The 15785-nt window shown below is 36.2% G+C and carries 15 protein-coding genes; 3 read left to right on the top strand and 12 right to left on the bottom strand.

Translation table 11 applies throughout. The features are described from left to right. Nucleotides 1-40: 40 nt before the first annotated feature. The 6 genes from BW727_RS03085 to BW727_RS03060 form a co-directional block, all read right to left on the bottom strand. A complete protein-coding gene (locus tag BW727_RS03085) occupies nt 41-997 on the bottom strand; it encodes an ABC transporter permease (protein ID WP_062472130.1) in 957 nt (318 codons plus the stop codon). Continuing rightward, a complete protein-coding gene (locus BW727_RS03080) occupies nt 998-2071 on the bottom strand; it encodes an ABC transporter permease (protein ID WP_062472132.1) in 1074 nt (357 codons plus the stop codon). Continuing rightward, nucleotides 2064-3638 (bottom strand): ABC transporter ATP-binding protein, encoded by a 1575-nt coding sequence (locus tag BW727_RS03075; RefSeq protein ID WP_062472135.1) that lies wholly within the window; start codon nt 3636-3638, stop codon nt 2064-2066. The genes BW727_RS03080 and BW727_RS03075 overlap by 8 nt, the downstream gene beginning before the upstream one ends. Nucleotides 3639-3827: 189 nt before the next feature. After that, nucleotides 3828-4898 carry a BMP family lipoprotein gene (locus tag BW727_RS03070; protein WP_062472139.1) on the bottom strand — a complete coding sequence of 357 codons (1071 nt, stop codon included), beginning with the start codon at nt 4896-4898 and terminating at the stop codon, nt 3828-3830. Between the two features lie 162 nt (nt 4899-5060). Further along, nucleotides 5061-7499, bottom strand: coding sequence for an FtsK/SpoIIIE family DNA translocase (locus tag BW727_RS03065; protein ID WP_062472142.1), 2439 nt, complete (start codon nt 7497-7499; stop codon nt 5061-5063). A gap of 127 nt (nt 7500-7626) precedes the next feature. Then, entirely contained in the window at nt 7627-7917 is a 291-nt protein-coding gene (locus tag BW727_RS03060) for a DUF1033 family protein (protein WP_062472145.1), read from the bottom strand. Between the two features lie 118 nt (nt 7918-8035). On the opposite strand from BW727_RS03060, the gene BW727_RS03055 reads away from it, so the two are divergent. Further along, nucleotides 8036-8314 (top strand): acylphosphatase, encoded by a 279-nt coding sequence (locus tag BW727_RS03055; RefSeq protein WP_062472148.1) that lies wholly within the window; start codon nt 8036-8038, stop codon nt 8312-8314. A gap of 100 nt (nt 8315-8414) precedes the next feature. After that, the gene (gene yidC, locus BW727_RS03050; protein WP_077795718.1) at nt 8415-9341 is read left to right on the top strand and encodes a membrane protein insertase YidC; all 927 of its coding nucleotides are present in this window, start codon (nt 8415-8417) and stop codon (nt 9339-9341) included. A 56-nt stretch (nt 9342-9397) separates the two neighbouring features. Here yidC and BW727_RS03045 read toward each other — a convergent pair whose 3' ends face one another. The 3 genes from BW727_RS03045 to gndA all read right to left on the bottom strand — a co-directional run bounded on the left by BW727_RS03045 (nt 9398) and on the right by gndA (nt 13214). Further along, nucleotides 9398-10900, bottom strand: coding sequence for a HAMP domain-containing sensor histidine kinase (locus BW727_RS03045; protein WP_062472151.1), 1503 nt, complete (start codon nt 10898-10900; stop codon nt 9398-9400). A 19-nt stretch (nt 10901-10919) separates the two neighbouring features. Next, nucleotides 10920-11627 (bottom strand): response regulator transcription factor, encoded by a 708-nt coding sequence (locus BW727_RS03040; protein ID WP_062472153.1) that lies wholly within the window; start codon nt 11625-11627, stop codon nt 10920-10922. Nucleotides 11628-11780: 153 nt separating this feature from the next. Beyond that, nucleotides 11781-13214, bottom strand: a complete 1434-nt coding sequence (gene gndA / locus BW727_RS03035; protein ID WP_062472155.1) for an NADP-dependent phosphogluconate dehydrogenase — start codon at nt 13212-13214, stop codon at nt 11781-11783. 160 nt (nt 13215-13374) lie between these two features. Between gndA and BW727_RS03030 the strand changes: the two genes are divergently transcribed. After that, nucleotides 13375-13518, top strand: a complete 144-nt coding sequence (locus BW727_RS03030; protein ID WP_077795717.1) for a DUF4044 domain-containing protein — start codon at nt 13375-13377, stop codon at nt 13516-13518. Nucleotides 13519-13568: 50 nt separating this feature from the next. Here BW727_RS03030 and BW727_RS03025 read toward each other — a convergent pair whose 3' ends face one another. The 3 genes from BW727_RS03025 to BW727_RS03015 all read right to left on the bottom strand — a co-directional run bounded on the left by BW727_RS03025 (nt 13569) and on the right by BW727_RS03015 (nt 15767). Further along, nucleotides 13569-13970, bottom strand: coding sequence for a rhodanese-like domain-containing protein (locus BW727_RS03025; RefSeq protein ID WP_418268838.1), 402 nt, complete (start codon nt 13968-13970; stop codon nt 13569-13571). 125 nt (nt 13971-14095) lie between these two features. Continuing rightward, on the bottom strand, nt 14096-15058 hold the full coding sequence (locus BW727_RS03020) for an ROK family glucokinase (RefSeq protein ID WP_062472157.1): 963 nt from the start codon (nt 15056-15058) through the stop codon (nt 14096-14098). A 31-nt stretch (nt 15059-15089) separates the two neighbouring features. Further along, the gene (locus tag BW727_RS03015; protein WP_227807217.1) at nt 15090-15767 is read right to left on the bottom strand and encodes a rhomboid family intramembrane serine protease; all 678 of its coding nucleotides are present in this window, start codon (nt 15765-15767) and stop codon (nt 15090-15092) included. Nucleotides 15768-15785: the final 18 nt, after the last annotated feature.

Below are 15785 nucleotides of genomic sequence, written 5' to 3'. Positions count from 1 at the left end.
ATACGACTTTTTAGGGTCATATGTTTTTTCACTAACCTGTCTATTTTGTTTTGACATAGGTTGTCCCATTTGCTGCTGGTCCTTTGGATTTCCCAATAAAACCAACTAAAATAACAATGGTTAACACATAAGGTAAAATAAATAAATAGACGTTTGGAATATCTTTGATAATTGGAATATAGTTTCCAATGACACTTAGACTTTGTGAAAAACCGAAGAATAGAGCTGCGCCCATCACACCAATTGGATTCCATTTCCCAAAAATCATCGCAGCCATCGCAATAAAGCCTTGGCCAGCTATTGTAGCATGTGAGAAGTTTAATGAAATTGATTGTGCGACGATAGCCCCACCAAATCCACCTAAGAAACCAGAAATCATTACTCCTGCGTAACGCATTAAATAAACATTGATTCCTAGAGTGTCAGCTGCTTGTGGATGCTCTCCTACAGAACGAAGGCGCAACCCGAATGTTGTTTTGAATATTATGAAATAACTAATAATTGCTACAAGAATACCCACATGAGCAACTGCTAGTGTATTAGTAAAAAAGATTGGTCCAATAATTGGAATATCTTTTAATATAGGAAAACTAGTTTTTCCAAAGTTTTTTGAGATAAATTCTGTTTGTCCTTTTTGGTAAAGGACTTTTGTTAAAAATAAAGCGAGTGCCGGTGCTAATAAATTCAAAACAGTACTAGAAATAATATGATCAGCACGTAGGTTAACGGTTGCAACTGCATGTATGAGAGAAAATAAAATCCCAACAATTCCACCCACTAACAAAGCTACCCAAGGTGTTGCATTTCCAAAAACATTAACAAAACTCAAGTTGAAAACAATTGAAGAAAAAGCTCCCATAACCATTATTCCTTCAATCCCTACGTTAACAATCCCACTTCGTTCAGAAAAAGTTCCACCCAAGGCTGCAAATATCAGAGGGGCAGAATAAACCAAAGTATTCGACACAACTAACGTCAGTATTCCGATGATATTCATTTAAGCCACCTCTTTCTTTTCTGTTTTTTTCATTTTTGATAAGAGTAAACGAATAATATAGTTAGCGCCGATAAAGAATATAATCATCGCAATCACAATATCAACAATTTCATTAGGGATTCCTGCCACTAAAGGCATAGTTGTCCCACCTGTTTTCATAACACTAAATAACAAAGCAGAGAATAAAATACCAATTGGGTTACTTGATCCCAGTAATGCCACACCTAGTCCATCAAAACCAAGTTGTGGAATTCCACCCTGAACAAATAGGTTTTGGAAATTTCCCAATCCTTCCATGGTTCCACCTAACCCAGCAAGTGCCCCACTCATTAACATGGCCAAAATAATATTTTTCTTAGCATTCATTCCAGCATACTCAGTTGCATCCGGGTTAAGACCTACAGAACGTAATTCAAAACCAAATGTTGTTTGGTTCATAAATATCCATACAAGAAAAACCATAATGATCGCAATAAAAATCCCACTGTGAAGCGTTGAATTATTAGTGATTGTTGTCAGAAACGGTAAACGAAGACTAGCGTTTTGGCTAATTTTTTCTGTTGAATCGCCAACTTCTGCCATATAAGTCCGGACAACATGATTCACAACATGATAAGAAATATGGTTAAGCATAATGGTTACAATTACTTCACTTGTGCCAAAATAGGCACGGAGATACCCTGCAATGCCGGCCCATAGGGCACCAGCAATCATACCTGCTATAACAGCAAGTGGTAGAAGTATTAATTTCGGTAAGTCTGGAAAAGCTTGAGCCACAAAAACAGAAGCGAACCAACCCATTAACATTTGTCCGGATAGACCAATGTTAAAGAACCCTGCTGTGTTAGCTACGGCAAAACCAAGACCAATAACGATTAAAGGAGCTGCTAGTCGAAGGGTCTGACCGATATAAAAAGGGTTTGCGACTGCTCCGGTAACCATGGCACGATATCCTGCTATCGGATCATAGCCAAACATTACCATGAGTATTGCCCCTGCAATAATTCCTAATATAATTGAGAAAAAAGGAATAGCCAGCGACTGAAACCGTTTGTCGTCGTACAGATTACGCATCTTTTATTCCTCCTCCTACATTCATTTCTGCTAATTCTTCACGCGCTTTTTCAAGTGTACTACCTGTCATCAGTAATCCCAATTCACGTTCACTTGTTTCAGATGGTTTTACTTCTGCGACAATATTACCATCATACATAACCACAATGCGGTCTGAGACATTTAATATTTCATCTAATTCAAAGCTCATCAGGATAACTGCATGACCTGCATCACGATGATTGACTAATCTTTGGTGAATAAATTCAATAGCACCAACATCCAACCCTCGTGTCGGTTGAGCCGCAATTAATAAATCCGGTTGTCGCTCTAATTCGCGAGCAATAATGGCTTTTTGTTGGTTTCCACCAGATAAAGAGCCAGCTGTTGAGCGCTCACTTTGAGTCCGCACATCAAATTCTTTAATGAGTCGAACTGCAAATTTATCCATTTCATCTTCATTTAAAAAATGATTTTTACTTAACGGTTCTTTATAATAACTTTGTAGTGAAATATTCTCACTTAAAGTCATTGGTAAGATGAGTCCATGACGTTGGCGGTCTTCCGGAATATGACCCAAACCAGTTTCAGTAATTCTTCTAGGTGGAAGATTCGTAACATCCTCACCGCTTAAACGGATGGTGCCACTTTCTACTTTACGTAAACCCGTTATAGCCTGAATGAGTTCTGACTGACCATTGCCGTCAATACCTGCAATCCCGACTACTTCACCTGCACGGACCTTCAAATTTAGACCTTTAACAGCTTCCAGCCCACGACTTTCCTTGACATGTAAGTCATCTATTTCTAAAACAACATCTTTTGGATTAGATTCAGTCTTATCAGTTTTAAATATAACGGAGCGTCCAACCATCATGTCTGCTAGTTCTTGTTTTGATGTTGTAGCCGTGTTTACGGTTCCAATACTTTGTCCTTTACGTATAACAGTAACTTTATCTGCAACTTGTTTTATTTCATCTAATTTATGAGTAATTAGAATAATTGATTTTCCTTCTGCAGCTAGGCCCTTCATTATAGACATTAACTCATCAATCTCTTGAGGTGTTAAAACAGCTGTTGGTTCATCAAAAATTAGTATGTCTGCTCCTCGATAGAGCGTTTTTAAAATTTCAATCCGTTGTTGCATCCCTACCGATATGTCAGCTACTTTCGCTTTTGGATCAACATATAAGCGATACTGATTCGATAAATCTTTAATCATTTTTTGTGCTTTTTTATTATTTAAAACACCGGCTTGACTTGTTTCTTTACCTAAAATAATATTTTCAGTAACAGTAAAATCATCAACAAGCATAAAATGTTGGTGAACCATTCCAATACCAAGTTTGTCTGCGATTGTAGGTGATGCAATATCTTCTTCTTTCCCGTTTACTTTAATGACGCCACTTGTTGGTTGAAGTAAACCAGAAAGGATATTCATTAGCGTTGATTTTCCAGCACCATTTTCTCCTAAAAGCGCATGGATTTCACCTTTTTTAACTTTGAGATTAATATTATCGTTTGCCTTAAAATTCCCGAAAGCCTTCGTGACATTGAGCATTTCAATAACCACGTTCTCCTCAGCCATTAGCTTTCCTCCTTATTAAATCTTATTTAAAATAATTACAACTATTATACTAGAAGAATCTTTAGATGACTATAGCTTTATTAATTAAAATATGATGATAATTAGTATGGATTTCGTTGAAAAAAAGGGTAAAAAAGGGTTGGAACAATTGTTCCAACCGACTCACAAGTGTTATCTATTGTTATTTAATTATTCAGCAGGTGATTCAGGTACTTCGATTTCACCATTAATAATCGCTTCTTCTGCTTCTCTAACTGCTTCAAGTGCTTCTTCACTTAGCACACCATCGGTTAAGCTTACACCGTTATCTGCCAAACCAAGGAATTGTGTTTCATTAGCTGGAAATTCGCCATTCAAAGCTTTATTAGCAATCTCTTGAGCGGCAGTTCCGACACCTTTAACTGTTGATGTTAAAGTTAAATCACGTACTTCCCCATCAATTTCTAACTTACCTTCTTCTTCTTGGTCACGGTCAACACCGATAACATATACTTCTCGACTTGGATCAGCCGTTACAATATCACGCGCTTCGGAGAAGACACCATTTCCAGCATTACCAGCTGCTTGATAGATAATATCCGCGCCGTTTGAGTATAGGCCGTTGGCAATTGATTTAGCTTGTGCTGCATCTGCAAAACTACCTACATACTGAACTGAAATTTCAATATCAGGGTTTACATGCTCAACACCAGCAACAAAACCTGCTTCAAAGCGGTCAATTACCACACTTTCCATACCACCTACGAAGGCCACATGGTCAGTTTTAGTTGTTTTAGCAGCTGCAACACCAGCTAAAAATGCCGCTTCGTTATCATAAAATAAGACAGAAGTTGTATTTTCACCCTCAATTGTATCGTCAATGATAGCAAATTTAGTATCTGGGTAGTTATTAGCAGACTCTTGAATTGCATCTTTTAGAAGATAACCAACACCAAACATCACATCAAAACCGCTATTCGCACCTGTTGCAAAGTGTGTAATGAAATCAGATTCATTTTCAGATTGGAAGTAGTCATAACCACTTAATCCTTTTTCTTTTCCATTTTCTTCACCCCATGCTTTCAAACCTTCCCAAGCACTTTGGTTAAAGGACTTATCATCAACGCCGCCTGTATCTGTAACCATTGCGACTGAAAAATCATCACCTGCTGTTTCGACAGATCCAGATGACACTTCTTCTCCTTCGCTAGAACATGCAGCAAGTAATACGCTGGCACTCATTCCTAGCGTTAGTAAGCTGATTAATTTTTTGTTTTTCAATATAAACCCTCCATTTTGAGTAAATTCACTCTATTTTTGCAAGTTCATCTCTCGCTTAGTTAAAGAATAGCACATTTAAAAAAATTAAGGAATATACTTCAGTTAATTATTATCTAATTTTCATTTTACATTAATGACTTGTCTCTTTGAAAACACTTACTATCAAATTAACTCCGTAGAATCCGAATTATCTTCTATCATATCACTTGTAACATTCACTTTTCTAGGTTTACTTCCGTCTGCTGGCCCTACGTAACCACGCGCCTCCATATCGTCTATAATCCGAGCAGCTCGGTTGTAGCCAATTCTAAATCGACGTTGTAGCTTAGAAATACTAGCGGATTCTTCATCAATAATAAATTCTAATGCTGGTTGGAAGTATTCATCTTCGGGTTCATCTGTTTGAACCGGTGTTGTATCGAGTTTCATCATTTCTTCAGAATAATTGGGTTCTTGCTGCTCTTTAACAAAAGTAACAATCCTTTCCACTTCAGAATCAGAAATATAGGCACCTTGAACACGTTTGGGTTTATTCTCCCCCATAGGGCGGTACAACATATCCCCGCGTCCTAATAATTTTTCTGCGCCTGATCCGTCTAATATCGTTCGAGAATCAATTGAACTCGAAACTGCAAACGCAATTCTGGATGGGACATTTGCCTTAATAATTCCTGTAATGACGTCCACACTAGGTCTTTGTGTAGCTAAAATCATATGAATACCAGCTGCTCGTGCCATTTGAGCTAAACGCGTAATGGCATCTTCGACCTCATTACTTGCTACCATCATTAAATCAGCTAGTTCATCGACTATTACAACAATATAAGGTAGTTTTGGATTGTTTTCTCCTGTTTCAATATTATGTTCAAGGACGAGCTCATTGTAGCCATCAATATTTCGCATACCTGTTCCAGCAAACAATTCATAGCGCCTTTCCATTTCTGCTACCACTTTATGTAGCGCTTGAGCAGCTTTACGTGGGTTCGTAACAACTGGTGTTAAAAGATGCGGTACCCCATTATAAACATTTAATTCTACTTTTTTTGGGTCAATCATCATCATTTTAACTTCGTTTGGTTTAGCTTTCATTAAGATGCTAATAATAATACCGTTGATACTTACTGACTTACCACTCCCAGTTGCTCCGGCAATTAAAAGATGGGGCATTTTGGTTAAATCCGCATATTGGACAGAACCAGAAACATCTCTTCCTAGCGGAACTTCTAATAATTTATCTGCATTGGAGTGGCGCTCAATCACACTTCTAAAAGAAACCGTACTTACTTCACTATTAGGCACTTCAATACCAATAAATGATTTCCCTGGTATCGGTGCCTCTATTCGGATATCTTTTGCTGCTAAGGCCAACGCTAAGTCATCAGACAGGCTGACAATTTTACTAACCTTTACCCCCACAGCAGGTTGGATTTCATACTTTGTAACTGAAGGACCTAAATTTGCTTTACGAACTTTAGCATCAACACCAAAACTAGAAAAGGTATCTTCTAATTTTTTTACATTTTTTTCGATAATTGTGTATTCATTTGATTGATCTGTTGGAGGTAATTCTTTAAGCAAAGTAACCGGAGGTAACTGATAATCTCGATTTTCAGCTTCTGCTTCTATTTCAAAACTTAACACACCTTCGTTATCGTCCTCACTATCCATTTCCTCATTTTGATCGTTTAATAAATCATCCTTTTCTACTGCTAGTTTTAATTGTGATAACTCTTCTGTTTGATAACTATCAATTGTTAATTGTTCGTTTTTTTCATTTTTTAAAGCAGTATCCTCTTCTAAATTTTTTGCTACTTTATTTATTTTATTCTTAGCATTATCTAACCAAGAAGTCTTTACACTTTTATTTTCTGTATAATCTTGTGATCGTTCAGTATTCATATGGTTATTTACAACAACTGGATTCTCTGTTTTACTCTTTTGTGATTTTTCTTTTGCTGTAGCAAATTTAGACTTAACAAATCTAACTACAGGACTTAACAGCTGTTTGATTGAACGAATGACATATAATGTAAACGTTCGAATTTTATCCATAATATCCTTTGTCGTTAAACCTAAAGCAATACAAATACCCCAAAATAGTAGAATGGCTACAATCACGTAGGTTCCCCATTGTGCAAACAAAAAATGACTCACTGTGTATAAAAGAGCACCAATCATTCCCCCGCCCATGATGCCTGAAATAAGGCCAGCATTCATATCAGCTAGAAAACGCAGCAACGTTATTTGAAACAATGAACTGTTATCATTGATGACATGTTTAAATGTCAGAGCATGTAATAGTAGCATGCCTGCTGCTAAAATAATCAGTAGTGAAAATAAATAACGTTTTCTAATACGTGGTTCCCTGCCTATTATGAGTAAATATAGACCATAGATACCAAATAAAGAAAGAGGGATCTGATAGACTTCTCCAAAAAAGAACCGGAAAAAATTCGCAACTAATATCCCGATAAAACCTAGGTGACTTATTCCTAAAACTGCTGCAAATACGAATAAAATGCCTATTAATTCATAAGACATTCGACTCGTTTTTTTTCTAGGCCGATTCAATTTTCTCTTTGTAGTTTTTTGTCTTGCCATAACGCTCACTCATTTCTAATAAAATCATATACACTATATGACATTATAACATGTTTATAGAGGATTCCTTAAAATTTACAAAGATACTAAAAAAACAGCATTCCTTGAGGAAATACTGTAAACCACCTTAACTGATTCTTTTATTATCTTTTAATAAAATTAACCCATGGTATATTTGTAAATCATCTGAGCATGACTCGCAATAAGTAGCTTCTTCCTTAGTCCAAAAAGCTGTTAGATATGGTTCCTTTGTTTTTCTATTTGGATATTTCTTAGATAAGACGGCTAGTTTTTCTTCATAAACTTGAAGTGCTTGTTCAAATTTAGGAAAGGATTCGTTCCTTTCAATTAATAATTCCCAATTATCAAAGAACCACCAAGGTTCATATTCGCCTTTCATTGTAATAACTTGATACATAAAATTCCCTCATTTCACTAGGATTAAAATTGACGCGTATTCTATAAGTCGGTACACTAGAAATATAACAAATAAGAAAGGAAGAATAAAATTTTTAGCTTTCGAAAGGAGCCTTAATATGGAAAATGTAAAAATAGTTGTCCAAGGGAAAGTTCAGGGTGTTGGCTTTCGTTACCATACAAAAACTTTAGCTGATCAAATAGGCATCTTAGGAACAGTAGAAAATCAATCAGATGGTTCTGTTTTAATTCATGCTTCTTCTAATAAAGAAGATTTACAAACCTTTGTCTCACAGTTAAAAAATAAAAAGCCTTCCTTCGCCGTAATAGATGATGTGACGGTGACTACAGAAAATGATTTGCCTAACTACAATTCGTTTAAAATAGTTTATCCTTAAATTCCTTTAGTTTTCCTTATTTATTCTAAAGGCCATTGAAATAAGTGAAACGGTACGCTATAGTTAAAAGCGATTGAAATTTAGAAAAAGGAATGTTGATATGAAAATAAGCAAAAAGTTATTGTTTTCTGCACAAATGCTTGCAATCGTTACGTTTCTAACCGGTTGTATGCAGTATGATAGCGACCGAAATCCAACTGGATTTATTTATGAATATCTTGTTGTTCCCACTGGCAAGGCAATTGTCTGGTTGGCAGAATCCTTAGGTGGAAATTATGGCCTTGCGATTATTGTAATTACCATCATTGTCCGGATTATTATTTTGCCATTGAACTTTAGTCAAATGCGTAAATCCATGATTCAGCAAGAAAAAATGAAGTATATCAAACCTGATTTAGACGATATTCAGCGTCGTCAAAAAGAAGCAACAAATCAGGAAGAAAAAGCAGAAATTTCTCAAGAAATGATGGCCCTTTATAAAGATAATAATATTAGTATGACAGGTGGGATTGGTTGTTTACCCCTTCTCATCCAAATGCCAATTTTTACGTCAATGTATCAAGCTGTTAACTTAACACCTGAAATTTCTCAAAGTACTTTTTTAGGTATTAATTTAGGTGAACCAAGTGCTCTACTCGCTATCTTAGCTGGTATCTCTTACTATATTCAAAGTAAAATATCGATGCTTGACATGCCAGAAGCACAACGACAACAAATGAAAACAATGACTCTGATGAGCCCATTGATGATTTTATTCTTCTCATGGTCTTCACCTGCTGGGTTGGCTCTTTACTGGTTTGCAGGTGGTTTATTCGCAATTGGTCAAACCTACTTACAAAACAAGTTGATTAAACCGCGTGTTAAGTCACAAGTTTCAGAAGAAATGACAAAAAATCCAATTAAACGCCCAATCAAAAAAGTAAAACCAGCACCAAAAACGGAAGTAAAAACACTATCCTCTTCACAAGAGTACGCCAATAAAAGCAAAAAGCGTAACCGTAATGCTGGAAAACAACAACGAAAATAAACGATTACTAAGATAATAAAAGGGCCACTCTTTTGGAGAGTGGCCCTTTTATTATCTTATAGTTGGTTGTCCAACATATTTTTTTCATCTATTTCATCACTTATAAATGGTAATTGAATACGAAATACAGTTCCGTGGCCCAAAGCGCTCTCAACAGAGATATCGCCTTTGTAACCTTCAATTAGCTCTTTAGCAATTGACAGTCCTAGCCCGTGTCCCCCTTTTTCGCGTGAACGGGCTTTATCAATCCGATAAAAACGATTAAATACTTTCTCCTGGTCTTCTCGTGACATGCCTTCACCGAAATCTTGAATAGCAATTTGAATTTTCATTAATGTTTCTGAAATAGAAATGTGGATTTCTTTTCGTGTTGTTGAATATTTAACGGCATTATCTAATAATATCACCAATATTTGTTCTAAGTGATTTCTATAAATTTGAATTTCTCGTTCTTTAGATAAATCGTTATCGAAATAAAAAGTGAAATCTGGATAAAGTATTTTAAAGTTATGAAATATTTGCGATATGACGTCTACAACGGGCGTTACTTCGCTATGATAGTGCGTTTGTACTTGCTCGGCTCGTGATAAATCTAACATCTCTTGTACGAGCGTTTTCATACGCGTTATTTCATTTAATGACGCTGCAAGTGATTCATCTAATACTTGCGGATCATCTTTTCCCCACCGATTTAATAACTTTAAGTGACCTTCTACAATTGCCGTTGGAGTCCGTAATTCATGTGAAACATCTTCTACAAATTGTTTTTGCTGTGTCACATAAGTAGCCATTTTATCCAATAAATGGTTGATTTGAAAAGACAAGTCACTCAACTCATCTTCACTCCCAATTTTTTTCATACGGATACGCGTTTGCGATAGATTATCTTCGGTAATTTCTGTCATAGTATCAGTCATTTGTTTAATAGGACGAAAGAATATTTGCGCAAACCCATATCCTAATGCTGCCGATATAAAAAAACCAGTTAGTATAATAATAAAAACTAACTTATTGGCTGAAGCAACTATGTCATGATAATCGTAAAGACGAAAGAATACTTGAACGTATCCATTTAAAACACCCTCATTTTCGCTCACGATTGTATCTCCACCGGTAAAACCCTCTTTTCCATTAAAGGGTGTTTCTAATAAATAAAAACCTGATGGTCTTGCAAAGTTAGAATTATTTTGTCGTGTTTGGTAGAGAAGCTCTCCTTTTGGATTAAACACACGGATAACAATTCCTTGCTCCCTTAATGCGTCAATATAAGGTATATTATTAACTCGTACTAGTCCTCTTGTAGTGGTGGACACATTAATCTTTTCAATCAAACTCTCTACGTTTTGTGCGGTAAGACGTGTGTTTACTTGTCCAAACGTTTCTGAAATCCGACTAACGAAAACGCGTGCATTTTCTTTTTCTTGCTCGTAAAGTTTATCTCTAAACCCGTTTAATAAGACCGTAGCCGTTAATACAACTAGTAAAAAAAATGCAATTGTTAAACGAAAACCCCATTTCCACCGGATGGATTTAGGGTTTCCTTTTTTCTTATTTAGCATAACTGTCACCTATCATTTCCTAATTGGATGAGCGCATGACATATCCTGTTCCACGGACAGTTTGGATGTAGCTGTCTTTATCAGGAACATCGATTTTATTACGCAAATAACGGATATAAACGTCAACGACATTTGTTTCTACCTCAGACTTGTAACCCCATACTTTGTTCAAAAGAACTTGCCGTGATAAAACAATATTGATATTTTCCATTAGGATTAAGAGTAACTCGTACTCACGCTTAGTTAATTCAATTTGTTCGTCACCTCGTTTAACAATGCGATTTTCTTTTTCAATAACGAGATCACGATAAGAGACAGTTGTTTGTTTGACTTTACGTTGTTCTTCTTCAATATCAATTCGACGTAATAATGCACGAATACGAGCCAATAGTTCTTCAATAGCAAAAGGTTTGACAATATAGTCATCTGCGCCATGGTCTAATCCCGACACACGGTCAATTACTGAATCGCGTGCAGTCATAATAATAATTGGTACATTCTTGACGGGGCGAAGACGGCGACAAACTTCAATCCCATTTAGTTCTGGTAACATCAAATCTAGTAGAATAAGATCCCAATCTGAACTAAGTGCCGCTTCTAAACCAGTCCGACCGTTTTCACATGTTTGTGTTTCAAACCCCTCATGCTTTAATTCCAATTCAATAAAGCGTGCTAAATTTTTTTCATCTTCTATAATCAATATTCGTTGTTTTCCATTTTTTTCCATAGGCGTCTCCTTTTATTACTTTAATTGTCATGTATTCTTTTTATAATCAAATTCTTTTCTTATTTTAACACATTTCCTACTAAAAGCGTATTGCAATAGTAAAAATATAAAAAGCAGCAGACGACTTGGCCATCTCCTGCTTCATGCTTGTTGTTAATCTTGAAGTGTTTCTACTTCAGTATCCCATTCAAAATGATAGTTTCCTGGTTTATCAGTTCGTTCATATGTATGAGCACCAAAGTAGTCTCGTTGTGCTTGAATAATATTTGCTGGCAGTGTTTCAGCTCGATAAGAGTCGAAGTAAGCAATAGCAGAAGAAAAAGTTGGAACAGGAATTCCTGATGTTACTGCTGTTGCAACAACCTTACGCACTGACTGGTGATATTTTTTTGTTATATCCACAAAATAATCATCTAGCAATAAATTACTTAAGTCAGGTTTTTTAGCATAAGCATCTGTAATATTTTGCAAGAAACCTGCACGGATGATACAACCTGCGCGCCATATTTTAGCAATCTCACCATATTCAAGATTCCAGTTATTTTCTTCGCTTGCTATACGCATTTGTGAAAATCCTTGGGCATAGCTCATAATCTTACTAAAATATAATGCTTGACGAATATTTTCTAAGAACTGTTCACGATCGACGGTAGGGAACTCTCCCTCAACTTTAGGAAGTATTTTACTTGCCATGATTCGCTCTGCCTTTAGTGCGGAAATGAAGCGTGCAAAAACAGACTCTGTAATTAATGGTAATGGCACTCCTAAATCAAGTGCACTTTGAGAAGTCCACTTGCCTGTACCTTTATTACCAGCACGGTCAAGAATAACGTCAACCATTGGTTTACCTGTTTCTGGATCATACTTTGTTAAGATATCAGCCGTTATATCAATAAGATAGCTGTCTAGTTCTCCTGCATTCCATTCTTTAAAAACAGCTGCTATTTCTTCTACACTCATGTTTAGAAAATGGCGCATTAAATCATAGGACTCGGCAATGAGTTGCATATCGCCATATTCAATACCATTATGGACCATTTTTACATAGTGACCTGCTCCGTCACTTCCGATATAAATGACACATGGTGTTCCATCGTCTGCTTTAGCAGCAATTTCTTTTAAAATCGGTTCCACTAATTCATATGCTTCTTTTTGCCCACCAGGCATTATGGAAGGTCCTTTCAGCGCGCCTTCTTCTCCACCTGAAACCCCTGTTCCGATAAAGTTAATACCTGAATTTTCAAGTTCTTTGTTGCGACGAATGGTTTCTTGATAGAAGGTATTTCCTCCATCTATCAAAACATCTCCTTTATCCAAATGGGGTAGCAAAGCTTGGATTGTTAAATCAGTTGGAGCACCCGCTTTTACCATCAATAAAATACGTCTAGGCGTTTCTAGCGACGCCACAAACTCTTCAATCGTATACGTAGGAACTAATTTTTTATCAGGGTTTTCCTTCATTACTTCTTCTGTTTTCGATCCAGTTCGGTTGTAGATTGAAACAGAATATCCTCTGCTCTCAATGTTTAATGCTAGGTTCTTACCCATAACAGCCATTCCTACAACACCAATTTCTTGCTTGGTCATATTTAAGACTCCCTTCATACTAGACACATGTTTATCTAATTGTTATCCTATCAAAAATTCATGAAAATGAAAAGTAATCTTTTCTACTTAACTTATTTATTGGGAACAATGTTTACAAACGCTTCTTTTTCTTGTAAACTTAACAATGATATAAAAAAAGGTGGGAATACGTTTGGATAAAAAATCAAGTTCGTCATCCTCAAAATTCAATAAAATTTCAAAATTTATTATTTGGCTTATGGTCTTTGCGATGGTTGGCGGTATTGTTATTTCTTTATTCGCCTCTTTATTAACTAACTTATAATTTAAAATTTAACAGGAGGTTGGGACATTGGTCCCAACCTCCTGTTAAATTTAACGGCCTTTTTTAATTTTTCCATTCCATTTGTCGTAGCCACCCTTTAAGGTGTAGATATTTGTATAACCTGCTTTTTTTAATCTTGCCGCTGCACGACCTGTTAAAACGTTACGTTGATCATAAAGGTAAACAGGCTGGTCTTTACGTATTTCACGGTAACGATCTTTAAATTGTGTATAGGCAATATTACGTGCACCTAGAATATGTCCTGCTTCAAATTCTGGGGCTTCTCGAATATCAATGACTTGAACTTTACGCATATCTTGACGAAATTCATCTGATTCTAAAGCTTTTGAAGCGCGTCTTCCTTCAAAAAAGCGGTATAGACGGTAAATGCCATAAATAATTAATCCTGCCCATAAAACAATCGTTAATATATTAAGTCCACTCAAATTCACATTTTCTCATCCTTCCATAAATATCACTTCTTAATTCTACACAACTTTTGGTTTATTTTCTATCTTTTTTAATATTTTGACTAAAGAACAGAAAAAAGTTGGAACAGTCGTTCCAACTACAAAGCTTACTTGCCCATTTTTACAAGGTAACTTGCTCCTATTACACCGGCATCATTCCCAAGTTTGGCAACTTTGATTTTAGTTGATTCTTGAACATTAGGAAAAGTAAATCGTTCAAAATTTTTACGAACTTTTTCAAGAAGAAATTCTCCCGCTGCAGATACACCACCACCAATAACTATAAATTGTGGATTTAAAATATTTCCTAAGTGACTACAAGCAAGTCCGAGAAAGAAAGAAAACTCCTCAACAACTTTAACAGCTAAGTCATCATTTTCTTTTGCAAGTTCAAAGACTTGTTTAGAAGTTATTTGTTCTCCGTCATCGACCATCTTTTTTAGAACCGAATCACCTGCGTATACTTCTGAGAACTTGCGCGTCAAGTTGAGAACCCCAGACGCACTTGCAACTGTCTCCAGACAGCCTTTTTTACCGCATGTACAGTCAAAACCATTGGGATCAACAGTCACATGTCCAATCTCGCCACCAGATTCTGCCACACCATGAACGAGCTCTCCATTTGCAATAACGCCACCCCCTACACCTGTTCCTAGGGTTACAAAAACAACATTTTCATCATCTGCGCCGGCACCTTTCCACTTTTCTCCCAGTGCTGCTACGTTCGCATCATTATCGATGTAAAAAGGTAGACCAATCGCTTCTTCAATCGGCTTTTTTACTTCTACTAATTCTCTCCAATTGAGATTATAGGCACCATATACTGTCCCTTTTTCACGATTAACTGCTCCCGGTGACCCCATACCAATTCCCAAAAAATCTTCTGCCGTCATTTGATATAAGGAAAAATGATGTTGAATTGATTCGATAATGTCGGGAACAATAAATTGCCCATCATCCAGTATATTCGTTTCAATACTCCATTTTTGTTGAATATCTCCTGCTTCTGTTAGAATAGCAAATTTAATAGATGTGCCACCTAAATCAATTCCTAAGATTTTCTTTGACATTTTGAAACCCTCCTCAATTAAAATGAACTAACTAAAAAGTTCCGATTACGACAAACAAACTAAATAAGATAATATAGGCGAGACTTGCAATGGTACGAGTTTTTAAATTAATCGCACGTAATCTTGGCACGCCTAGAAGGATAGCAGCCAATCCTCCACCTAATACACCACCTAAATGACCCCAATTATCAATTCCAGGAGAGATTATGCCACTTACAAAGTTCAAAGCAATCAAGATAGCAAACCCTTGTGCTGTACTTCTAATTGTGTAGTTAGTGGGATAAAACCTACCCAAAACAATTGCTGCGGCAAAAAGTCCAAACAGAGAAGTACTGGCTCCTGCAGAAACTGAAGGAGAAAAAGCAAAGCTCATAGTATTTCCCATAATACCACCTAATAAGTAAACAATAGCAAATCGCCAACTACCCAAAATCCATTCCATCTGACTTCCTAAATAATAAAGGGTAATACTATTTAAAAGAATATGTGTAAATCCAATATGAATAAAAATGGGTGTGACCAATCGCCACCATTCACCGGCGATAATTGCAGGTGAAAATTTTGCTCCAAATGCAATGAGAGTATAAGTATTCGTACTCCCTCCGTTCAAGGATAATAAAACATAAACGAAAAGTTGTAAGGCTAGGAATAAATAGGTCATAACTGGTTTCTGTTTAAGAAAACTTTTGTTAATATTTAAATTTTTCACTTCTTAAGCCTCCTTCTT

It is taken from the genome of Jeotgalibaca dankookensis, from assembly GCF_002005405.1.
Lineage (GTDB): Bacteria > Bacillota > Bacilli > Lactobacillales > Aerococcaceae > Jeotgalibaca > Jeotgalibaca dankookensis.
This window is presented reverse-complemented; position numbering and strand designations above follow the sequence as displayed.